At 31.4% G+C, this 24,763-nt stretch carries 15 protein-coding genes and 1 tRNA gene; 15 read left to right on the top strand and 1 reads right to left on the bottom strand.

Translation table 11 applies throughout. The annotated features are described in order from the left end of the window. The first annotated feature begins 84 nt into the window (after positions 1-84). The 12 genes from ACJJVY_RS07780 (at position 85) to ACJJVY_RS07725 (ending at position 19,506) form a co-directional block, all read left to right on the top strand. On the top strand, positions 85-1,029 hold the full coding sequence (locus ACJJVY_RS07780; RefSeq protein ID WP_405606579.1) for a T9SS type A sorting domain-containing protein: 945 nt from the start codon (positions 85-87) through the stop codon (positions 1,027-1,029). A gap of 76 nt (positions 1,030-1,105) precedes the next feature. Then, on the top strand, positions 1,106-3,367 hold the full coding sequence (locus ACJJVY_RS07775) for an alginate lyase family protein (RefSeq protein WP_405606577.1): 2,262 nt from the start codon (positions 1,106-1,108) through the stop codon (positions 3,365-3,367). Between the two features lie 23 nt (positions 3,368-3,390). After that, entirely contained in the window at positions 3,391-3,765 is a 375-nt protein-coding gene (locus tag ACJJVY_RS07770) for a cupin domain-containing protein (protein ID WP_405606575.1), read from the top strand. A 283-nt stretch (positions 3,766-4,048) separates the two neighbouring features. After that, positions 4,049-7,279, top strand: coding sequence for a SusC/RagA family TonB-linked outer membrane protein (locus tag ACJJVY_RS07765; protein WP_405606573.1), 3,231 nt, complete (start codon positions 4,049-4,051; stop codon positions 7,277-7,279). An 11-nt stretch (positions 7,280-7,290) separates the two neighbouring features. After that, positions 7,291-8,865 (top strand): RagB/SusD family nutrient uptake outer membrane protein, encoded by a 1,575-nt coding sequence (locus tag ACJJVY_RS07760; RefSeq protein ID WP_405606571.1) that lies wholly within the window; start codon positions 7,291-7,293, stop codon positions 8,863-8,865. 13 nt (positions 8,866-8,878) lie between these two features. After that, the gene (locus tag ACJJVY_RS07755) at positions 8,879-10,057 is read left to right on the top strand and encodes a hypothetical protein (protein WP_405606569.1); all 1,179 of its coding nucleotides are present in this window, start codon (positions 8,879-8,881) and stop codon (positions 10,055-10,057) included. 15 nt (positions 10,058-10,072) lie between these two features. Then, positions 10,073-11,563, top strand: a complete 1,491-nt coding sequence (locus tag ACJJVY_RS07750) for a PKD domain-containing protein (protein ID WP_405606567.1) — start codon at positions 10,073-10,075, stop codon at positions 11,561-11,563. A gap of 358 nt (positions 11,564-11,921) precedes the next feature. Beyond that, positions 11,922-14,960 (top strand): SusC/RagA family TonB-linked outer membrane protein, encoded by a 3,039-nt coding sequence (locus tag ACJJVY_RS07745; protein WP_405606565.1) that lies wholly within the window; start codon positions 11,922-11,924, stop codon positions 14,958-14,960. An 18-nt stretch (positions 14,961-14,978) separates the two neighbouring features. Next, entirely contained in the window at positions 14,979-16,517 is a 1,539-nt protein-coding gene (locus tag ACJJVY_RS07740; RefSeq protein ID WP_405606563.1) for a RagB/SusD family nutrient uptake outer membrane protein, read from the top strand. Positions 16,518-16,670: 153 nt separating this feature from the next. After that, positions 16,671-17,381, top strand: coding sequence for a FadR/GntR family transcriptional regulator (locus ACJJVY_RS07735; RefSeq protein WP_405606561.1), 711 nt, complete (start codon positions 16,671-16,673; stop codon positions 17,379-17,381). Between the two features lie 20 nt (positions 17,382-17,401). Then, entirely contained in the window at positions 17,402-18,688 is a 1,287-nt protein-coding gene (locus tag ACJJVY_RS07730; RefSeq protein ID WP_405606559.1) for an MFS transporter, read from the top strand. Between the two features lie 53 nt (positions 18,689-18,741). Further along, the gene (locus tag ACJJVY_RS07725; protein WP_405606557.1) at positions 18,742-19,506 is read left to right on the top strand and encodes an SDR family NAD(P)-dependent oxidoreductase; all 765 of its coding nucleotides are present in this window, start codon (positions 18,742-18,744) and stop codon (positions 19,504-19,506) included. Between the two features lie 164 nt (positions 19,507-19,670). Here ACJJVY_RS07725 and ACJJVY_RS07720 read toward each other — a convergent pair. Beyond that, positions 19,671-19,744, bottom strand: a tRNA-Asn gene (locus ACJJVY_RS07720). Between the two features lie 184 nt (positions 19,745-19,928). On the opposite strand from ACJJVY_RS07720, the gene ACJJVY_RS07715 reads away from it, so the two are divergent. The 3 genes from ACJJVY_RS07715 to ACJJVY_RS07705 all read left to right on the top strand — a co-directional run bounded on the left by ACJJVY_RS07715 (position 19,929) and on the right by ACJJVY_RS07705 (position 24,684). Then, positions 19,929-22,661 (top strand): 2-oxoglutarate dehydrogenase E1 component, encoded by a 2,733-nt coding sequence (locus tag ACJJVY_RS07715; protein WP_405606555.1) that lies wholly within the window; start codon positions 19,929-19,931, stop codon positions 22,659-22,661. Positions 22,662-22,849: 188 nt separating this feature from the next. Next, the gene (gene odhB / locus ACJJVY_RS07710) at positions 22,850-24,061 is read left to right on the top strand and encodes a 2-oxoglutarate dehydrogenase complex dihydrolipoyllysine-residue succinyltransferase (RefSeq protein WP_405606553.1); all 1,212 of its coding nucleotides are present in this window, start codon (positions 22,850-22,852) and stop codon (positions 24,059-24,061) included. Positions 24,062-24,315: 254 nt separating this feature from the next. Then, positions 24,316-24,684 (top strand): DUF2200 domain-containing protein, encoded by a 369-nt coding sequence (locus ACJJVY_RS07705; protein WP_405606551.1) that lies wholly within the window; start codon positions 24,316-24,318, stop codon positions 24,682-24,684. Positions 24,685-24,763: the final 79 nt, after the last annotated feature.

The raw sequence follows: 24,763 nt of genomic DNA, 5'->3' as shown, positions 1-24,763 counted from the left end.
AATTCGTTTTTATTTGTATTTTTGGTAAACCAATTTGGTAAACCAATTCTTAGCAGGATAACAATTAACTAAAACTTTTTACAAATGAAAACAAAATTACTTATTACAAAAAAAACAAAAACATTTTTAAGCCTTTTGTTACTGTGTTTATGTTTTAATTATGGATGGAGTCAAACAAATCTTGTTTTAAATGGCACAGGAGATGTTCATACTTTTGATCCAAATGATAATGCAGATGCCTGGGATATGACACCACCTAGTAGTATTGATGATAACTTAGAGAGTCCTTATAAAGCTCTTTGGAATAATTCGGAACTAGATTCTTGGTTAGATAATTTTTATGATGATAATAGTGAGCAACCAGGTGCATCTAGTGATGGGGCTTACGTTGATGGGGTTAAAACAAGAGGATTTAAGTTAAGTGAAAGTTCTCGTCGTTTATATCAAGTAATTACTGTTGTTCCTGGTGTAGAGTATACTTTTAATATTGATTCTAGATCTGAAGCAGAAAATATAAATTCAGAAATATTTGTACTTAATGAAGAAATTACTTCAGAAGAGGGGTTAAATGAAACAAGTAGCAGTGTTGATGCTTATTTGAAAATAACAAACGATTTTAATGCAAGTAAGGGGTCGGCAGATGACAATACATTTACTACCAGTACACTTAATTTTACGGCATCAACAACTAAGGTTGTAGTTTATATTAGATCAGTAAGTACTATTGATGGAGATAAAGAAGTGTATTATGATAATATAGAACTTTATGTTGCAGCCACAGCTTCTATAGATGATGTTTTTTCTTCAAAAATTAGTATCTACCCAAATCCGGCTAATGATTTTATAAAAATTTCTACATCAGAAACTATTGATAGTGTGGATGTTTACAATTTAATTGGAAAGAAAGTTATTTCTTCTAAAAATTTAATTGAAAACAGCTTAGATATTTCTACCTTAGCGAAAGGAGTTTATATGCTAAAACTTACTAGTGGAAGTGCAGTAGCTTCCAAAAAGTTAATCAAAAAATAAAATAATTATATTTATTTGAATGAATGTAAGAATCCATTTTAACATGGATTCTTATTTATCTAAAAAAAATCTTAAGATGAATTTTTACAAAGTGCCTTTACTTGCTATATTAATAATGCTTTCTTGTTCTAAAAAAGAAAAAGTTGTAGTTATAGATTCAGGAAATACACATCCAAATTTAATTTTAACAACTAAAAGTGTTTCAGAAATAAAATCAAAATTAGGTACAATTCCTGTCTTTGATGAAACATTAAAAGAAGCAAAAGAAGCAGTTGATGCAGAGATAGAAAAAGGGATTGATGTGCCAATTCCTAAAGATATGGCTGGTGGTTATACGCATACACAACATAAATTAAATTACGCAACAATGCAGAAAGCTGGAGTATTATTTCAGTTATTAGGTGATGAAAAGTATGCAATTTATATTAGAGATATGTTGTTAGAATATGCCGAAATGTTTCCAACTTTACCAAGGCATCCGCAAGAGAGAAGTTATTCTAGAGGAAAGCTTTTTTGGCAATGTTTAAATGATTCTAACTGGTTAACTTTTACAAGTCAAGCTTATGATTGTATTTATTCTTGGTTGCCAAAAGAACAATCAGATTATTTAAATAAAACACTATTTAGACCTTATGCAGATTTTTTATCTGTAGAAACACCTCAGTTTTTTAATAGAGTACATAATCATTCTACTTGGGGTAATGTTGCCGTAGGTATGATTGGATTGGTAATGGATGATGAAGTTTTAATAGAAAGAGCTTTATATGGCTTAAAGAAGGATGATGTAGATTTAAGTGCAAAAGATAATGATGGTGGCTTTATTTTTGATAAAGATGGTAAAGCTGGTTTTTTAGCAAATGTAGATTCTCCTTTTTCCCCTGATGGATTTTATACAGAAGGTCCATATTACCAGCGTTATGCCATGTATCCTTTTTTAATATTTGCAGAAGCTTTAGAAAATAAAAAGCCAGAATTAAAGATTTTTGAATATAAAGATGGGGTTTTAATAAAAGCTGTAGATGCCTTATTAAACCTTACAGATGCAGATGGAGAATTTTTTCCGTTAAATGATGGTCAAAAAGGGATGTCTTATTATACAGCATCTTTAGTTTCTGCTGTAGATATTGCTTACCATTACGGTTCTCAAAAACCAGAATTATTATCAGTAGCAAAAAAACAAAATAAAGTCCAACTAGATGCAACGGGTCTAAGTGTTGCGGTTGGTTTAAAAGAAAATAAAGAAAAACCTTTTATTAAAAAATCTATGGAATTGAGAGATGGTTCTAAAGGTGATGAAGGTGGAGTAGGAATTTTAAGATATCAAAAAGAAGATGAAACTTTAGCTTTAGTAATGAAGTATACTGGACAAGGTTTAAGTCATGGTCATTATGATAAATTATCTTTTTCTTTTTATGAAAATGGAGATGAGGTTTTACAAGATTACGGACTTTCTCGTTTTGTAAATGTTGAACAGAAAAATGGTGGAGGTTATTTAAAAGAAAATAAATCTTTTGCTAAACATACAATTGCTCATAATACAATTGTGCAAAATGAAATTTCTCATTTTAATTACGATTTTGCAACAGGTAGTTTAAATCATTCTGATAAATATTTGTTTGATGTTAGTGATGCTAACTTTCAAATTGTAAGCGCTACAGAAGAAAATGCGTATCCTGGCACAAAACTTCATCGAACTATGATTATGGTTAAAGATGAAGATCTAGAAAAACCATTTATTATTGATGTTAATAAAGTAGAATCTAATAAAAAGAATAATTACGATTTACCATTTTATTATTTCGGACAAATAATTTCTACAAGTTTTGATTTTGATTCTCCAAAAACACTTGAAACACTTGGAGATAAATATGGTTATCAACATGTTTGGAAAGAAGGGAGTGGAGCTGCAAATGCAAAAAGTATTCAATTTACTTGGTTGGATAATAGGAGGTTTTATTCTATAACATCAGCAACAAATCCTAAAGATGAGGTTATTTTAGCAAGAATAGGAGCTAATGACCCTGAATACAATTTAAGAAAAGATCCTTCTATAATAATTAGAAAAAAGGATACTAAAAATACAGTTTATGCATCTATTATAGAATCACATGGTAGTTATGATGCTGTTGTAGAGGTTGCAAATAATGCTTATAGCAATTTTTCTGATATTAAAATTCTTAGTGATGATGTTAAATATTCATCATTTAGTATTCATTTTAAAGATGGTAAAGAAAAAATGTTAATTTTATCTAATATTGATAATGATAAAAATAAAGAACATTCTATAACAATAAACGGTAAGAACTATGCTTGGTCAGGGTCTTATTATTACAAATAAATTAATTTAAAAAAAACGAAAAAATGAAACGAGTTAGTGAAAAGTATGTCATCGCAAAAGATATGGAGTGGGAAAACCTTGGAGGAGGAGTTTCAAGAAAATTCTTAGGTTATGATAACCAAATAATGATGGTAAGTGTAAAGTTTGATGAAGGTGCGTTAGGTGCTCCACATCAACATTTTCACACCCAAGCTACTTATTGTGTTTCTGGTAAATTTGAATTTGAAATTGATGGTGTAAAGCAAATTGTAGAAGCAGGAGATGGTGTTTATATTGAGCCAAACTTAATGCATAGCGCAGTTTGTTTAGAGGAAGGTCAATTAATAGATACATTTAGCCCAGTAAGAGAAGACTTTTTAACGGGAGATGGTCCATCTTATTTTGGAGATAAAAAGTAATTATTTAAAATAGATCGATAATTTATCTAATTAGGTAAAAAAGACTAAAAAACATGTCCATTATCATAGTATAGTAAGAATTTAAGGAATAATTAACTTTTTTTTTTTTAGTCGTAAAAAAACAATTATATTTGGTAAACCAAACTGGTTTACCAAATTTTTTTTTATATAACTAATTAATAGCGTATTAGAATTACAGTATAGCAGTGCTAATTCAATTAATTATTTATTTAAAAGAATAAAAAAAAAGTTTATTAACAAAAATTACCCAAAACAATTAACAATGAATTTAAAGTTTAAGTTAGTATTTATCGGAATACTGCTTTTTAGTGCGTTTGGTTATGCACAAGAGAGTGTTACGGTAAAAGGTACTGTTACGTCTGTAACAGATAATGAGCCAATTTTAGGGGCTAACATTATTATTGTAGGCACAACAACAGGTACAAGTACAGATTTTGATGGAAACTATAAGATTAAAGTGAAGTCAGGAGATGTGCTTCAGTTTTCTTATTTAGGTTTCAAATCTAAAACAATTACTTATGTAGATCAAACAACAATTAATGCAGCGTTAGAAGAAGATTCTAATGTTTTAGAAGAAATTGTTGTAGTTGGTTATGGAAATCAAAAGCAAAAAAACGTAACTAGTGCTTTAACAAAAGTGTCTGGAGACGATCTTCAAAACCAAGCAGTATCTCGTGTGGAAGATGCACTTAAAGGTAGAGTTGCTGGTTTAAGAATTCAGGTAACTTCATCAGAAGCTGGTGGTGATCCTAAGATTACATTAAGAGGACCAGGATCTGTAACAGGTTCATCTTCTCCTTTAATTGTTGTAGATGGAGTTGTATTAGGTAACGATTCTGATATTTTGGCTTCTATAGACAATAATAATATTAAGTCTTTAAGTGTGTTAAAAGATGCATCTTCTGTTGCTATTTACGGTTCTCGTGGGGCAAACGGTGTAATTTTAATTACTTTAAAAGAAGGTATTGCTGGTCAAACAAAGTTTTCATATAATACATTTATGGGATATAAATATTCTACAAATAATGATAACTTTAATACTACGATTGCTCAAGAAAGAGCTAGATTAGATGGTTTGCAAAGTTCTATTGACGGTATCTCTACCAGTAGTATAAACTACGATAGAATTATAGGGGATTATGATACTGCTTATGCAGAATTAGAAGCCATGGATTTTATAGCATCTTTAGGAAATGGAGAAACAAATTGGCAAGATGAAGTTTTTAATGGAGGAGTTATAACAAGTCATTCTTTTGCAGTAAGGGGAGGTTCTGAGTTAACAAGTTTTTCTGCTTCTTTAGGTTATTTAGAAGATGAAGGAATTGCACTTACTGATAATTTTAAGAAGTATAATGCAAGAGTAAAGATTGATAGTAAGTCTAAAAACAAGAAAATAAAATACGGAGCTAGTATTCGTGTTAATTATAATGATCAGAAAAAATTACCTGCTAGATTTACTGATCCATTAAGACAAATGGGTCATATTCCATTATATTTAAATGAAGAACATTTAAAGTATGTTACTCAGTTTTCTACAGATGTAGGAGTATCTACAGATGCAGGTAAATTATTTGAAAACTTAGGAGTAGGAAGTTATGGTTTTTCAAGAGCTTTTGACCACGTATTTACAGTTGACCCAGATAATCCAAGAGATATTGCTAGAGATCCTGATACAGGTCTTCCTTTAGCAAGCAGTTTAACTTCTGGTGGTTTAACATTGTCTACAACTAAGAATGTACATCCTTTAGTACACTTTTTAGAAAGAGAAAGAACAAAGAAAAAGTTAAGCTTAAATGCATCTTCTTATATCGATTTTAAATTAGCAGAAGGTCTTAGTTTTAGACAAACAGTTGCTGGTGTGTTTAGACATAATAAGAGTAATGAAGTTGATTTTTTATATGGCCAAGAAAATAGAGATCAAGAATCTTATAGACTAGAAAGAAGAGATGAATTAAATCAATATTCATTTGAATCTCTTGTAAAGTACAACAAGAGTATAAAAAAACATAATTTTAATACAGTACTTGGATTCGAGTTTACACAAAGAGATTTTTACAGACAAGAATCTGAGGCTCAAGGATTTAGCAATGATTTTAATAACAATATTTCAGTTGCAGACGGAGGTACTACTTACACAGATAACGGAACTGATAAGTTAGTTTCTTATTTTGGTAGATTAGATTATAATTATGATGAAAAATATCTTGTACAATTATCTGCTCGTAGCGATGGTAGTACTAGATTTGGTACAGATAATAGATTTGGGTTTTTCCCTGCAGCATCTCTTGGTTGGGTAATGTCTAACGAGAAGTTTCTAGAAGACAGTAACTTAATATCATTCTTAAAAGTAAGAGCAAGTTACGGTATTTCTGGATCTAATGAAATATCTACTAATGTATTTGAATCATTATATAGATTTGAAGAGTCTTTCAGTTCTATTGGATATAACGGTAGTACAGGTGTAAAAGGAATTACATTAGCAAACCAAGCTTTAGGTTGGGAAAAATTAAGAGAATTTAACCCAGGAGTAGATGTTACTTTTGGTAGAGGTTTATTTAGTTTAACTGCAGATTACTATATAAGAACAAGTGAAGATTTATTACTTTTTGCACCGTCATCAGCAACCTATGGTACTGATAATTGGTTACAAAATCTTGGTGAAGTTCAAAATGAAGGAATGGAGTTAGAATTAACTTCTAGAGTGATGTCTAAAGAAAACTTTAGATGGAGTGCAGGAGCTCAGTTCTCTTTAAACAGAAACACGGTTAAAAGTTTAGGTAATAATGAGCAAATTATTTCTAGAATTGATCAAGATACTAGACCAACAGAGTTTATAGCAAAAGTAGGTCAGCCAATTACTTCTTTTTACGGTTGGGTTTATGATAAAGAAATTCCATTAGAATGGGTAGATAATCCTTTTAATAGATTTAATAATGATTTTGCAGATGTTTATGTAAAAGATTTAAATGGAGACGGAATTATTGATGCTGATGATAGAACAGAACTAGGAAGTCCTTATCCAGATTTTGAGTGGGGTTTCAATTCAGACTTTACATTATATGATTTCGATTTTTCTTTCCAATTACAGGGTTCTCATGGAGCTGAGGTTAGGGTAGCAGATTTAGATCAATTATACTATGCAAGTGAGTCTGCAGTAAATGAAGTTTCTAATTTTCCAGATAAAGATTTAACTGTTCATAGAAGATATACAGATGATCATATTCAAGATGCTTCTTTTGTAGCGGTAAGAAACATCACTTTAGGGTATACTTTACCAGAATCTTTATCTACAAAATATAATTTTGATAAATTGAGATTTTATGTAACAGGAGAGAATTTATTATACTTTATGGCAAAAGGTTATGAAGGTTTTAATCCAGAAGCAGCGGGGCAAACATCAGACAATGCAAATACTCCATTAACTGCAGGTTACCAAAGAGGTGATGGACCAATTGTTAGAACAGTTTCAGCAGGTATTAACTTTCAATTTTAATTAATATAATTATGAAAAAAATATATAAAAAATTAATAGTAGGTTTTTCTTTCATGGCTTTATTAACAAGTTGTGAAACAGAGTTAGACCTTAGTAACCCAACAGCACTTTCTTTAGAAGAGTTGTTACAAACAGATGATGGTTTTATCTCATTATCAAATGGAGTTTTAGATGCATATCAAAAAATTCCTGCAAACGAATTCTATTTAACAGAATTAAGATCAGATAACGTTAGAGCTAATTCAGAAAACGGAAACTTTCCGGCATTTAATTCATACAATGTAGACGCAAATAACGGAGATGTAGCTACTTATTATTCTAATAATATGCATACAATTAAACATGCAAATACAATTATTGATAATCGTTTCTTAGTTCCAGAAAGTCAACAATATACTGTTGGTGAAGCTTATTTTATGAGAGCTTTGTGTCATTTTAATTTAGTAAGAGCATATCAAAATGTTCCTTTTATTGATAAAGTTTTAGATATAACAGAAGAAGAGGCTTTAGATTATCCTCAGTTACCAGAGGCAGAAGTTTATGAGAAAATTATTGATGACTTTAAAACTTCTATTGCTTATTTAGATAATGCAGAACAAAATAGATACCGTCCTTCTAAAGGAGCTGCTATTGTTTTAGCAGCAAAAGCTTATTTAAGTCAGCCTAGTCCAAACTATACAGAAGCAGAATTATTATTAGCATCTGTTGTAGAGAATAGTTCTTCTTATGGGTATAATTTACTTTACACAGATAGATCTAATGCAATAAATTTTGATGAAAATCCGGATGAAATAACAGATGCAGAATATTTAGCTAACCTAGTCGTTGATTTTGGGCATGTTTTTGGAAACGAAATTTCTTCTGGATATACAGATGGAGTTTTAGATGGTTCTTGGTCTAATAATTCTGGATTTGAAATCAATAATGAAATAATATTTTCTATTGCTTATGATTTGGTAAGTAGTGATAATTACACTACTAGTGACAGTGGTTTAAATGATCAGGTGGAAACAGACTCAGAATCTCATAGTTTTGCAATGACATTACAAGGGCCTTCTAATGGTGTTAACATTGCTACATTAGATTTCTTAGAGGTAATGACACCAGAATTACAACCAGTTAGATTTTATGCAAGTATAGATGCTTTGTCTTATGATCCAACAAACATTACAAACGATACTTTTAATGCTAAATTTCCTACAGATGGAGAAATTGGGGATAATGACTGGATTGTTTTAAGATATGCAGATGCATTGTTGTTGTATGTAGAAGCTATCATAGGTAGTGGAGATAGTACTACAGATTCAAGAGCTATTGATGCTTTTAACCAAGTAAGAGCAAGAGCTGGTCTAGAAGAAGTTGCAAACGTAACTAAAGAAGAGTTGTTGGCAGAAAGAAGAGTTGAGTTTGTATATGAGAACCAACGTTTGTATGACTTAGTAAGATTTGGTGTTGCAGATGAAGTTTTAAGGGAATTTTCAACAGCAAATAGTTTAAATTATACGAGTGAAAAGAAGTATCTTCCTTTTCCTCAAAGAGAAATAGACAATTTACCTAATTTTTATCTACAGAATAGTGGATACTAAAAAACATATAATTATGAATAAATACTTAAATAGTTTAAAATATGTTGTGTTAGGGACAATGATTTCTCTAACATCATGTGTTAATGACGATCTACCAGAAATAGGAGATTTAGAGGATTTTACAAATCCAACACCTTTTTATAATTTTACAGATGCTACTGCTTCTGAGTTTGATTGTAATGATACTGAGTTATGGGTTAATTATGAATATAGTTTTCAAGCAGGTTCTAACTTAGCTGTTAATGGTACTCAATATTTATGGTCGGTTACTCCATCAGAAGGTGTAACATTGATTAATAATAATTTACCTGTTTTAGAACAATTAATTGAAGCTGAATTAGCTACTACTGTTGCTTTACAAGCAGAGATTGATAAATTAGAGTTTAAATTACCATGTGAGTCTGATGCTGCTAAGTTAGCTGTTTTAGAAGCACAAATAGCAGCCTTAGAAGCTCAATTAGAAGAGGCTACTGTAGCAATTACAGAAGAAACGTTACAAAATGTTGCTGACTTAGAAGCTCAAATAGCTGCTTTACCAGCAGCTACTTATGAAGATCAAGAATTAATATTTTCTTTTCCTGGGCCTGGTGACTATACAGTTGGTTTAACTGTAACCGATGATTTAGGAAAATCAGAATATACAGAAAAATTAATAACAGTTAATCAAGCTGTACCAACAATTGCGGTACCAGAAATAGGTGAACCAGGTTTTGAAGATAATAGTTTATTTGATGGATCAGGAGATGGTAGAGATTCTTGGAGAGCACCAAGTTCTTCTTTATGGGGTTCTGTTTTTCAAATTAATTCTAAATCAGAAGAAGGTATTCTTCCTGATGGAATACAAGCAGCAAAATTCCCTTCTGATGGAACAAGATCTATGTATCAAGAAATAGAGGTTACACCAGGAGCTACATATGTGTTAACTTATTTTAGTGCTTTTAATTTAGATAGTGAAGGTGGTGAGATGACAGTATCTATTTTAAAACCAACCACAGGTTCTTATGAAGAATCCTTATTAGAGGATAATATAGTAGCTTCTAGAACAGATACAAGTGTTGGTAGAGTTTCAGAAGTTTTCAAAAAACATGCAATCACATTTGAAGCAGGAGAGAATGAGTCTGTTATAATTTATGGACGAAATGCAAATGACGAGGTTAGAGTAGATGCATTTGCTATAATAGTTAAACAATAATCTAAAAAAAATATTATGATATTTAAATTAATAAAAAAAATTACTAAAAGTATTTTTATAGTATCTTTTATGCTTTTAGGTTTTGTGTCTTGTTATGATGATGGTTACGAAGAGTTTGTAGCACCTACAGGAAATGTAAATAACATACAACCTAGTACTTTATTTACTACAAGTACAGATGCGGATGATAGCATGTCAATAGTTTTTAGAAGTTACTCAACAGAAGCAGATACTTATTTTTGGGATTTTGGAGATGGTAATACTTCAACAGATGCAAACCCAGATTATACTTATGCTGAAGGAGGCTTATATAATGTAAAATTAACAACAACTAGTTCAGAAGGTTTAACAGCTGTAGATTCAACATATGTATCACCTATTTCTGTTGATTTTAATTTTTCAAGCGTAGATTCTCAAGTTACTTTCGAGAATTTAACTTCTGGAGCAAGTACTTTAGAATGGAGTTTTGGAGACGGAAATACTTTAGGTTGGGTAGCTGAAGATACAGAAGATGATGCAGATTTCAATCCTGTATATTCTTACACTACGGCTGAGACTTTTGTGGCAACATTAACAGCAACAAATTTTTTAGGTGCAGAAGTTTCTGTAAGTAAAAATATAGAAGGTTTAGTTTTGTCAACAATACCAGATTTTACTTTTGATGTTAATGGATTAGATGTTCAATTTACTGATGCATCTCTTTATGCGGTTTCTTGGGATTGGGATTTTGGAGACGGAACAACTTCATCAGAAGTAAATCCTGCTCATACATTTGCTGCAGAAGGTACTTTTGAAGTAACTTTAACAACAACTAATGATGCAGGCGTTTCTAGAAGTGTAACAAAATCTGTTCCTGTAGGTGCTGTAAAAGCTAGTTTTAAGGCAATTGTTCAAAATGGAACTGGAGACGATTTTCAAGGTGAAACAGGAGATAATGCTGATGCATGGGATATGACGCCTAATAGTACTGTAAAAGATGATGTTGCTGGGGAAATTGATAGTCCATATAGAGCCCTTTGGTATAATTCGGATTTAAATAGCTACATTGATGAAGCTTTTGGTACTAATGAGCAGCCGGGTTCAACTGGTGATGGTTCTTATGTAAATGGTGTTAAAACTAGAGGTTTAAAGTTAGCTAATAGTTCAAGACGTTTATATCAATTAGTAGAGGTGGAGCCAGGTGTTGTATATTCTTTTAGTATAGATACTCGTTCAGAGGCAGAAGGTATTAATACTGAAATTTTTATTTTAAATAATGAAATCACCACAGAAGAAGATATAAATACAGATCCTGCTAATAATAGTAATGTAGATGCTTATTATAACATTACAGATGATTTTAATTCTAGTAAGGGGTCAGCTTCAGAAAATACATTCACAACTACTTCATTTACTTTTGAAGCAACAGCAAATATTGTTGTAATTTATGCAAGAGCAATAAACGCTGTAGATAGTAGTAATGAAGTATTTATTGATAATATAGATATTATTACTCCTGGGTTTTAATTCTAGAAAATAATACTTAATAACAACACCTATTTCAATTGATATATTAATTGAAATAGGTGTTTTAATTTATGTAGAAGTTAAAAAAAATCACCCCTATTCACTATATAATGAATAGGGGTAATTTTTTTTGTGAATTAATTAACAAATCTTTTTTTATATAAAAAAAAACGTATATATTTGGAAAGTTAGATTGGTTTACCAATTTGGTTTACCAAAATTTCTCATAAAACTATTGGTTTTTAAGGTTTATATTTAGCAGTATTAGACTTTGAGTGTTGACTATTAGTTTGTTGTTGAGAAATTGGTAATTAATTATTAATAGAAACAATTCAAAAACAATTCAAAACAATTAACTATGAACTTAAAAATTAAGTTAGTATTTATTGCAATGCTTCTCTTAAGTGTAACAAATTATGCGCAAGATGGTGTTTCAGTAAAAGGAACTGTTACATCCCAGACAGATGGAGAGCCTATTTTAGGTGCCAATATTATTATTAAAGGGACAACAATTGGTACAAGTACCGATTTTGATGGAAATTATGAGATTAAAGTAACTAGCGGAGCTGTTCTACAATTCTCATATTTAGGTTTTGTAACTAAATCAGTTACATATACAGATCAAAAGTCTATTAATGTAGAATTAGTAGAAGATACTGGTGTTTTAGAAGAAATCGTAGTGGTTGGTTATGGATCTGCAAAGAAAAGTGATATAACTGGTTCTGTTTCTTCCGTAAAATCAGAAGAATTAACAGCGTTTCCTGTGTTAGATGCAGGACAAGCATTACAGGGTCGTGCAGCGGGAGTAGTTGTGCAATCTAATAATGGTGGTGAGCCAGGAGCACCTGTTAGTATTAAAATTAGAGGTAATACTTCTATTAATGCAAGTAGTTCTCCTTTAATTGTTGTGGATGGATTTGTTGGGGCAACTATGCCACAAGCAAATGATATACAATCTATGGAAATTTTAAAAGATGCATCAGCTACTGCTATTTATGGGTCTAGAGGTTCAAATGGTGTTGTATTAGTAACTACTAAGAAAGGTAAAAGTGGTAGATTATCTATAGAGGTAAATAGTACTTATGCTGTTCAGAATATTTCAAATAGGTTAGATTTATTAGGTGCAGATGAATTTGCAGATTATCAAAATCAAATTAGAGCGAATAATGATGTAACTACTGCTTATAGCCAAGGTTCTGCTGATACAGATTGGCAAGATTTAATTTACAGAAGTGGTAATACTCAAAACCACCAAGTTTCTTTTTCAGGAGGTACAGATAAGATTAATTTTTATGCTTCAGGAAACTACTTTAAACAAGATGGTATTATAATTAATTCTGGTTTCGAAAGAGCAACTTTCTTATCTAATATTGATGCTCAAATGACAGATAAATTAAAGTTAGGAATGAATCTTTTTGGTAGTAGAGGGACTAAAAATGGGTCTGCTACTCAGTCTAATGGTTCTGTATCTGCTGGTGGTGATGATGTAATTACATTAGCACTTAGATATGCTCCAGATCAACCAATATATAATGAAGATGGTAGTTATAATTTTGGGAATACAGTAGGAGATCCTGTAGATAACCCATATGCTGTTGCTAAAGAAAGAATAGATGAAACTAAAACAGATAATTTTAGAGCAAATTTCTATGGTAACTATGATATTTTAGAAAACCTTACATTTAAAACTACTTTTGGTTTTAGTACAGAAAATTCAACAAGAGGAGTTTATTTACCTTCTATTTTAACACAAACTGCAGGTGGTGATAGTGGTAGAGCTGAAGTTGAAACAGATAAAGAGACAACTTTATTAAATGAAAACTATTTAACTTATAAAACAGAGTTAGGTAAAGGTAATTTAACTTTATTAGCTGGTGTTTCTTATCAAAAAACTGTTTCAGAAAACTTTTATTCAGAAGCTACAGGGTTTATTTCAGATTCTTTTTCTTACTATGGTTTAGGTTCTGCTACAAATATATTACAACCAGATTCTTCAATTTCAGAAGTTGAAATTCAGTCTCAATTTGGTAGAGTAAATTATGATTGGGATGATAAATATTTATTAACAGCTACAGTAAGAAGAGATGGAGCTTCTAACTTTGCAGCTAATGAAAAATATGCAATATTTCCTTCTGCTGCTTTAGGTTGGAAAATATCAAACGAAAAATTCTTAGAAGAAAGTGAGTCTATTTCTAACTTAAAATTAAGGTTAAGTTATGGTGTTACAGGTAATCCTTCAATTGGTGCTTATGAGTCTTTAGCTAGATTCGAAACTCTTTATGCTTCAAGTAATGGAGAGTCTGTAAGTGCAATTACACCAGAGCAGCCAGAGAATCCAAACTTAAAATGGGAATCTTCTTATCAAACAAACTTAGGTCTTGATTTAGGATTATATAATAATAGAGTTACAGTTTCTTTAGATTATTATAATATTGATACTAAAGATTTAATTTTAACGGATAATAGTATAACAGAATATTTAGGTTATACGGCAGATGATATTTTAGCAAACGTAGGTGAGGTAAATAATAGAGGTTTTGAATTTTCTATTAGTACAAGAAATATATCTACAGATAACTTTAGCTGGAATACAGATTTTAATATTGCTTTTAATAAAAATGAAGTAGTAAGTTTAGTAAATGACGCAGACTTATATTTTGATGCAGCTCCTTCTTATTTTAGTAACGATAGAAGTTATGTTTTACGAGTTGGTGAAGAGGTTGGGCTTTTCTACGGATATGATTATGCAGGTGTTTATCAAGGTGGTACTTTGCCAAATAATACAGCAACTTTATCAGGTGGTGTAGCAGGTGATCCATTATTTAGAGATTTAGATGAGGATGGAGAGATAACTACTGCTGATAGAGATGTTATTGGTAACCCTAATCCAGATTTTACTTTTGGTTTTACAAACAGTTTTACATATAAAGATTTTGATTTAAGTATTTTCCTTCAAGGTTCTCAAGGTGGTGATATTTTTAATATGACTAGCGTACAGTTAACAAATGGAGATGCTAATACAACTGTAGATTATTATAACAATGCTTGGACATCCACTAACACAGATACAGATGCTCCAAGAGTTGGTAATAATTCTAACAGAGAAATTTCTTCTCGTTTTGTAGAAGATGGTAGTTATGTAAGATTAAAAAACATAGCAATTGGTTATAATTTACCTGGAGAGTCTTTAGAGAAACTAGGTATTGATAGAGTAAGGTTATCAGTAAGTGCACAAAACTTATTAACTTTTACTAACTACTCAGGTTTAGATCCTGAAGTAAATTACGTTGGACGTGGTGGAGATAATAATACATCTTCAAACACTGCACAAGGGTTTGATTTTGGAAGTTACCCAACAGTTAAATCTGTTAGTTTTAGCCTTAACGTAAAATTTTAATCAAAAAACATAAAAAACATGAAAACAACATATAAATATTTATTCTTACTACTGTTAAGTTTATCGATAGTAGGATGTTCAGACTTAGAAGAAGAGCCTGTAGGTTTATTAGCGCCAGATGGTTTCTTTCAATCTACATCAGACATACAAACTGCAGTAGATGGATCTTTAACACATGCAATTAATGAGAAGTTTTGGGGAAGAAAACTTTCTATTGCATTAATGTTACGTTCAGATATGGTAAGTCTTGCTTCTAATGAAACAAGAAGGGTAGAAATGAATGATTTTTCTACTTTAGCAAGTAATGGAATGATAAGTGAATTTTGGCCAAAAACATATCAAGGAATTGCAGCTGCTAACCAAGCGATTGCAGGTGCAGCAGATGTTGATGTTGCAGACGACCTTAAAAACCCAGTAACCGCACAAGCTTATTTTGCAAGAGCATTTTACTATTTTCATTTAGTAAGATTATTTGGAGAGGTTCCTTATATAGATGAGCCTGTAACAGATATAGATGCAGCAACATCTATGAGTAAATCTTCTGTATCAGAGATATATACAAATATAATTGCAGATTTAGAATATGCTAAAACTTGGTTGCCAAACACACAAACGTCTAGAGCAACACCTTCAAAAGCTGCTGCAAGTTCATATTTGGCTTTAGTGTATTTAACAATGGGAGATTACCAAAATGCATTTACAGAAGCTACTGATGTTATAAATAATGCAGGTACTTATGACTTAGCTTTAGATGATAATTATCAAAACCTATTTAATGGTGATGTAATAGATGCTTCTAAAGAACCAATTTTTGCATTAGATTATAATAATTTTGAAGCTGCTGACAATGCTTACGATCAAACAGCCCCAATGACAGGTATTAGAGGTGATGATAGAAACTTAGGTGGTGGATGGTCTGTAGCTGTACCAACTCTTGAAGTATATACAACTTGGGATGCTGGAGATTATAGAAGAGCTGTTAGTTTAGACGATAGAGCCTCAATTGGAGGAGTTGTTGTAGATTATACAGAGTTTGATATTAGTGGACATCAATTTGCTAAGAATAATCCTTATGTTGCAAAATATATGCGTTATCCAGGGTTGTTTGCTCGTGCAAACGCTAGAGCAACAAGTCATAATTATTCTATGATTCGTTATGCTGAAGTCCTATTAATAGCAGCAGAAGCAGCAGTGGAGTTAGGAGATAATGCATCTGCACTTACTTACATTAATCAAGTAAGAGAAAGAGCTAGAAAAGGTGGTGCTACTAAAACTGGAGCAGATGAAGAATATGTTTTTGCAGCAAGTGATGTGCCAGCAGATCTTACAGGAACTGTTACTATTGATGATGTGTTAGAAGAGCGTAGATTAGAACTTGCTTTTGAAGGGAAGAGATGGTATGATATTGCTAGAAGACAAATTGGAGTAGAGGTTTTTAGTGCTTCTGGTTTAGAAGGGTTTAAATCTAGTTTTGATTCAAATGATTATTTATTACCATTACCAGAAGATGAGTTAGAAAGAAATCCTAATTTATTACCACAGAATCCTGGTTACTAAATTAGAGTAAATGTATTAAATTTTGTTAAGGTTTTATCCTGCCAACTTATAAAGGTTGGATAAAACCTTAATTTATAAAATAAATCGGTTTTTAAATATTTTTTATTAATATTTGCAATGAAGATTTGGTTAACCAATCCTAAATTAAAATAAATGAAGTTAGAGGTGCCTGCAAAACCTGAAAATTTTGATATTCAAAAAAATATTATTTCTCAAATAAGAGATTTGATAAATTTTAAGAATTTAGAGCCTGGAGATAAGCTACCTTCGGAAAGAATGCTTTCTGAAAAATTCAAAGTTTCTAGGAATGTTGTTAGGGATGCTATTCAAAAATTAGAATTATACGGTTTGTTAAAATCAAGGCCTCAAAGCGGGACTTTTATTGCAAACATTGGTATTACTGCTTTAAATGGAATGGTTGAGGATATCTTAAGATTAGATGAACCTGATTTTAAATCATTAGTAGAAACAAGAATCCTTTTAGAGTTAAAAACAGCAAGATTAGCTGCATTAAGAAGAACAGAAGAAGATTTAGATCAAATATATAAAGCTTTAGAAGCTCATAAAGAAAAGATTTTAAATGGAGTTGAAGCTGTGCAAGAAGATTTGTTATTTCATTTAGCAATTGCAAAAGCAAGTGGTAATAGCTCTATGAATACTTTTATGTTGATTATAACACCAGAAATTATTACTAATTTCGAAAAATATCATGTGTGTGATGTAGGAGAAGCACATTCAAGAATAGAAGAGCATCAAGCTATTTTTGATGCCATAAAAAATAGAAGTCCGCAATTAGCAAAACAAAAAATGAAAGAGCATTTTAGGGAACTCTATAAATATTGCTACAACATAGAAATTAATTAACATTTTTAAATATACTAAGTATGAAAGTAAAAGGATTAAGGTGGTTTATTATTGGACTAATCTTTATAGCAACAGTAATCAATTATATTGATAGAAGTGCTTTAGCTATTATGTGGGGAAGCAACGATCAACCCAACTCAATTTCTGGGTCATTAGACCTTACGAAAAGTGATTATGGTTTAATTCTAAATATTTTCATGGTATTTTATGCATTAGGTCAATTATTTTCAGGTAAATTATTTGATAAAGTAGGTACAAGAATTGGTTATGTGATTAGTATTGGTGTTTGGGGATTATCTTCTTTTTTACATTCAACAGTACAAGGTCTTGTTGGTCTTACTTTTTTTAGAAGTACATTAGGTATTTCTGAAGCAGGTAACTGGCCAGGAGGTGTTAAGAGTAATGCAGAATGGTTTCCTATTAAAGAACGTGCTATTGCACAAGGTCTTTTTAATGCTGGTGCTTCTATTGGTTCTGTAATAGCTCCACCATTTATTGCAACTTTGTTTGTTGCCTATGGTTGGAGAACTACTTTTATGGTGGTTGGTTCTTTTGGTTTACTTTGGATTATTCCTTGGTTATTAATTAATAAAGCTGGTCCTAAAAAACACCCTTGGATTACACCAGAAGAACAAAAATATATTTCAGAAGGTCAAAGTAAAGCCGATCAAGAAGCTACGGAAGATACAAAGGGATTAAGTCTTAAAGAAATTTTATCACACAGAGAGTCTTGGGCAATTGTAGTTGGCCGTTTCTTTTTAGAACCAATTTGGTGGTTATTTGTAGGTTGGATGCCTCTTTACTTGGCAGATGTTTATGGTTTTAATGTAAAAGAAGTAGGTATGTTTGCTTGGGTGCCTTATGTAGGTGCTGCATTAGGTAGTATTGTTGGAGGATATGTTTCTGGACAAATAATTTCTAAGACAAATTCAATAGATAAAGGTAGAAAGTATACTATTTTAATTGGTGGTGTAATTATGTTTTTAGGTTTAGTTGCTACAGTAATGTTTGGTGACTCACCAGAACGTTTTGTTGCAATTGTATTCTTTGTATTATTTGGTTTTCAGTTTTCAATTGGAAATGTACAAACATTACCAAGTGATTTATTTAGCGGGAAGTCAGTAGGCTCTTTAGCAGGTTTAGCAGGTATGGTAGGTGTATTTTCTGTAATACTTATGAACTTTTTAGTACCTATTGTTCAAGAGAAATTTTCTTACACACCAATTTTTGCTGCAATTGCTGCATTTGTACCATTAGGTTTAGGAGCAATTTATTATTTCGCTAGAGAAATTAAGTCGGTAGAGTAAAAAGAAATATAAAAAAACTATATAAAAATCAATAATAAATAAACGTAATTAAAATGAGTACATTAGACAAAAAAGTTGCTGTAATTACTGGAGCTACAGGTGGTATCGGGTTTGCAGTTGCAAAAAGATTAGGACAAGATGGTTATACTGTTATTTTAAACGGTATTGAGGATGAAGCTGGAGCAAAAAGAGTAGAAGAGTTAACTGCAGAAGGTATTACTGCAGAGTATTATGGTTTTGATGTTACTAAAGATGAAGAGGTAACAAAAAATATTACTGCTATTGGAGAAAAATACGGTAAGATTGATGTATTAGTAAACAATGCAGGTGGTTTAGGTGGAAGATCTAGATTTGAAGAAATGACTACTGAATTTTACAGATTTGTAATGGCTTTAAATCTTGATTCAGCATTTTTTGCATCTAGAGCAGCAATTCCTTTTCTTAAGAAAAGTGAAAATGCTTCAATTGTAAACTATACTTCTAATGCTGGTTGGAATGCAGGTGGACCTGGAGCAGGAATCTATGGTACTTCTAAAGCTGGAGTTCATGCAATTACAAGAGCGTTAGCAAAAGATTTAGCTGAATATGGTATTAGAGTAAATGCAGTATCTCCTGGTACTATTGATACTCCTTTCCATGCTCAAATTAAAGCAACTAAACCAGAAGTTTTTGCTTCTTGGGCAAATAGCATTATGTTAGGTAGATTAGGTCAACCAGAAGATGTTGCAGGAGTTGTAGCTTTTTTAGCATCTAAAGACGCTGCTTTTATTACTGCAGAGACTATCCAAATTGGAGGAGGGCAAGCTCTAGGTATCTAAAAAATAAATAAGTATTTTTTAAATACTAAGTTTTATAAAAAAAAACCGCTTTGTAAATTTTACAAAGCGGTTTTTCATTTTAGTAACTATGATATAAAAAGTAATATTTTTATTTAATTATTAGACAATAAAAAAGCCTTATCAATTAAGATAAGGCTTTTTTGCTCCCCCTCTAGGACTCGAACCTAGGACCCTCTGATTAACAGTCAGATGCTCTAACCAACTGAGCTAAGGAGGAGTTTGCATCACATATTGTGATTAGCGAGTGCAAATATAGAACATATTTTAATATGTGCAAACTTTTTTTTAAAATTTTTTAATTTATTTTTTTTAGATTTTAATTGCTGAAATAAATCATTGTTTTTACCAAAAATTGTATTTTTGTTTACTTTAGATACTTATAAAAAAATAGTAACTATAATATGGATAAATTTTCGTTTTTAAACGCAACACATACAGGCTTTATAGCTGATTTATATGATAAGTATTTGGTGAACCCAGATGCAGTAGAACCAAGTTGGAGAAGTTTTTTTCAGGGTTATGATTTGGCTAATGAAAACTACTCTTTAAAAGAAGAAGAAGTTTCTGCAGAGATACCTCAAGAAGTAAGAAAAGAGTTTTTTGTAGTCGATTTAATTAACGGTTACAGAACACGTGGACACTTATTTACTAAAACAAACCCAGTTAGAGATAGAAGACAATATCAACCTACTTTAGATATCGAAAATTTCGGACTTTCCGAAAACGATTTAGAAGTAGAGTTTTCTGCCGGAGAATTATTAGGTTTAGGTAAAACAACTCTTTCTAAAATAATAGAGAATTTAAAGCGTATTTACTGCGACTCTATTGGAGTTGAGTATATGTACATGCGTAACCCTGAGAAGTTAAAATGGTGGCATGAAAGATTCAATAAGAATGATAACCATCCTAACTATTCTCCAGAAGCTAAAAAGTATATATTAGGTAAATTAAACCAAGCAGTTACTTTTGAAAGTTTTTTACAGACAAAATACGTTGGTCAAAAACGTTTTTCTTTAGAAGGAGGAGAAACTTTAATTCCTGGTATGAGTGTTATCTTAAGGGATGCTGCAGAAATATATGGAGTTAAAGAATGTGTAATAGGAATGGCTCATAGAGGTCGTTTAAATACATTAGTAAATATCTTTAAAAAACCAGTTAGAGATTTATTTAGCGAGTTTGAAGGTAAAGATTTCGAAGATGAAGATATTGATGGAGATGTAAAATACCATTTGGGTTTAACTTTAAGTAAAACTTATAGAGATGGTAATGAGATTAAGATGAACTTAGTTCCTAATCCATCTCACCTAGAAACTGTAGCTGCAGTTGCAGAAGGTATTACAAGAGCAAAGATTGATAGAAAGTATGATGGTGATGAAAGTAAAATATTACCAATTATAATTCATGGAGATGCTGCAATAGCAGGGCAAGGTATTGCTTATGAGGTAACTCAAATGGCAAAATTAAATGGTTATAAAACAGGTGGTACAATACACATTGTTGTAAATAATCAAATTGGTTTTACTACCAATTATTTAGATGCTCGTTCTAGTACGTATTGTACAGACGTTGCAAAAGTAACTTTATCACCAGTATTACACGTTAATGCAGATGATACAGAAGCAGTTTGTCATGCAATGGAGATGGCATTAGAGTTTAGAATGAAGTTTAAACAAGATATTTTTATCGATTTATTAGGTTACCGTAAATACGGACATAATGAAGGTGATGAACCTCGTTTTACACAACCTAAACTGTATAAAGCAATATCTAAGCATCAAAATCCAAAAGATATTTATGCAGAACAATTACTTGCAGAAGGTTCGATAAATAATTCTTATTTAAATGAAATTACTACTGAGTTTAAACAAATGCTTGAAAGAGAATTTGATGAAGCTAAAAAAGTAGAAAAATCAAAGGTTAGAGAGTTCATGCAATCTACTTGGGAAGGATTTGAGCGCCAAGATTTAGAAGCTATGTTACTTACCGATGATACAAAGTATGCAGAAGAAAGCTTAAAAGGAATTGCAAAAGTTGTTTCTACAGTTCCAGAAAACGTAAAATTTGTAAGAAAAGCAGAACGTATTTTAGCAGGAAGAGCAAAAATGGCTTTTGAAATCAATCAACTAGATTGGGGAATGGCAGAAAATCTTGCGTATGGTTCTTTAATGGAAGAAGGTTATAACGTAAGAATTTCTGGACAGGATGTAGAAAGAGGAACTTTTTCTCACAGACATGCTATCTTACGTGATGAGATTACAGAAGAAAGAATTAATTTATTAAATACAAACCCAAATAACAAAGGACAAATGACGATTTATAACTCGTTATTGTCTGAATATGGTGTACTTGGTTTTGATTATGGTTATGCTATGGCAAACCCTAATACGTTAACTATTTGGGAAGCTCAGTTTGGAGATTTTTCTAACGGAGCGCAAATTATGTTTGACCAATACATTTCTGCAGCAGAAGATAAATGGAAATTACAAAACGGAATTGTTGTTTTATTACCTCACGGTTATGAAGGGCAAGGTTCTGAGCATTCTTCTGCAAGAATAGAACGTTATTTACAGTTATGTGCTGTAGATAATATGACGGTTGCAAACTGTACAACTCCAGCAAACTTCTATCATTTATTACGTAGACATATGAAACGTAATTATAGAAAACCATTAATTGTATTTACACCTAAGAGTTTATTGCGTCATCCTAAAGCAGTAAATTCAATTCAAGATTTAGCTACAGGAGAATTCCAAGAAGTAATAGATGATACTGTAAATCCAAAAGGTGTTAAGAAATTAGTTTTCTGTATGGGTAAATTCTATTATGATTTATTAGCAGAAAGAGAAGAGAACAAAAGAGAAGATGTTGCTTTGGTTAGAATAGAGCAGTTATTTCCTTTACACTTAGAAAAGATTCAAAAAGTAATTGATAGATATCCTAATGTAGAAGAATATATTTGGGCACAAGAAGAGCCTAGAAATATGGGAGCATGGAGTTTTATGTTAGAACGATTTGAATTAGTGAAATTAAACGTACGTTCTCGTAAATATTATGCTGTACCAGCAGCTGGTTCTAGTACAAGATTTAAAAAACGTCATAAAGCTGTTATAGACAGTGTTTTTAATAATGAGTAAGTTGCGTTAAGGATTGAAACGGTATCCTTTTTTACTGTCAGTTCGAGTAAAATTTCTTTTTCAGAAATTTTGTATCGAGAACAAAGTAAAAAAGATATAGTGTAAAGCCTGCTAAAACGCCCAAAAAGAATAAAACCAATAATAAAATTAAAAGCTGATTAAAGGTCAGTAAAATAAAAAAAGAAACCATGAGTGTTTTAGAAATGAAAGTTCCTTCTCCAGGAGAATCGATTACAGAAGTAGAAATTGCAACTTGGTTAGTTGAAGACGGAGACTATGTTGAAAAAGACCAACCAATTGCAGAGGTAGATTCTGACAAAGCTACGTTAGAATTACCTGCAGAAGAAAGTGGAATTATCACTTTAAAAGCGGAAGAAGGTGATGCTGTAGCAGTTGGTGCAGTTGTTTGTTTAATTGATATGGACGCAGCAAAACCAGAAGGAAGTGCTCCTGCAAAAGAAGAAGCACCTAAAGAAGAAAAGAAAGTAGAAGTAAAAGAAGCGCCAAAAGCTGCAACATATGCAACGGGTACAGCTTCTCCTGCTGCTAAAAAAGTATTAGCTGAAAAAGGAATTGTTTCTTCTGCTGTTAAAGGAACAGGAAAAGATGGTAGAATTACTAAAGATGATGCTGTAAAAGCTGTACCATCTATGGGAACGCAACCAGCAAATGGTTCTAGAGGAACAGAGCGTAAGAAAATGTCTATGTTACGTAGAAAAGTTGCTGAACGTTTGGTAACTGTTAAAAATGAAACTGCCATGTTAACTACTTTTAACGAAGTAAACATGCAACCAATTTTTGACTTACGTACAGAATATAAAGAAGCTTTTAAAGCAAGACACGGTGTTGGTTTAGGTTTTATGTCTTTCTTTACTTTAGCGGTTGTAAGAGCATTAAAATTGTTTCCTGATGTAAATTCTATGATTGATGGAGATTTCCAAATCAAGCATGATTTTCAAGATATTTCTATTGCAGTTTCTGGACCAAAAGGTTTAATGGTTCCTGTAATTAGAAACGCAGAAAACTTATCTTTTAGAGGTGTAGAAAGCGAAGTAAAACGTTTAGCAATTAGAGCTAGAGACGGTCAAATAACGATTGATGAAATGACTGGTGGTACATTTACTATTACTAATGGTGGTGTATTTGGTTCTATGTTATCAACGCCAATTATCAATCCTCCACAAAGTGGAATTTTAGGAATGCACAATATTGTAAACAGACCAATGGCAGTAAATGGTGGAATTGTAATTCAACCAATTATGTACGTTGCTTTATCTTACGATCACAGAATTGTAGATGGTAGAGAATCTGTTGGTTTCTTAGTTGCTGTTAAAGAAGCATTAGAAAACCCAGTAGAATTATTGATGGATGGTAATCCAGCAAAAGCATTAGAAATGTAGTCAAACATTTTGACTTATAAATATTAAAATCCTGAGCTTTTGCTCGGGATTTTTTTTGTTTGAAGCTATTTCCTGCTTTCGCTACTCGTTTTTTTTAGGTTTGTTCTCGATACAATTTTTATTCCTTCGTCATAAAAATTACTCGAACTGACACCAAAAAAAGAGCTCAAACAAATCGCTCAATCAGGGCTAAACTTGTTTGCTAGCTTTTGGTTTTAAATAATTTTGTAAATTGCTATTTAAACACCTATAAAATGAAGGTTACATCTAAAAAAAATGAAAAAGTTGCAAATATGATCTTTGGGGCTATCTATCCACTTTATTGGGATAGATTAGAAAAAAACGGAAGAACAAAAGAAGAATTTCATAAAGTATTAGAATGGTTTACGGGTTTTAACGAACAAAAGCTTCAAGAACTAATTGACCAAAAAATAACATTTAGAACATTTTTTGAAAAAGCAACAATCCACCCAAATGAACACATGATTAAAGGAGTTGTTTGCGGTTATAGAATTGAAGAAATAGAAGATGAATTCGAAACCTATAAACTTTGCAGACAAATGGAAAAGCTGATAGATGAATTAGCAAAAGGTAGAAAAATGGAAAAAATTTTGCGAACTTAAAAAAATAATGAACCCTTAAATTATACTTTGGTTTTTTTGAATAAAAAAGCCAAACTTAGTTAACTACTTTTTTAAAATA

Source organism: Polaribacter sp. Asnod1-A03, from assembly GCF_045063585.1.
Lineage (GTDB): Bacteria > Bacteroidota > Bacteroidia > Flavobacteriales > Flavobacteriaceae > Polaribacter.
This window is presented reverse-complemented; position numbering and strand designations above follow the sequence as displayed.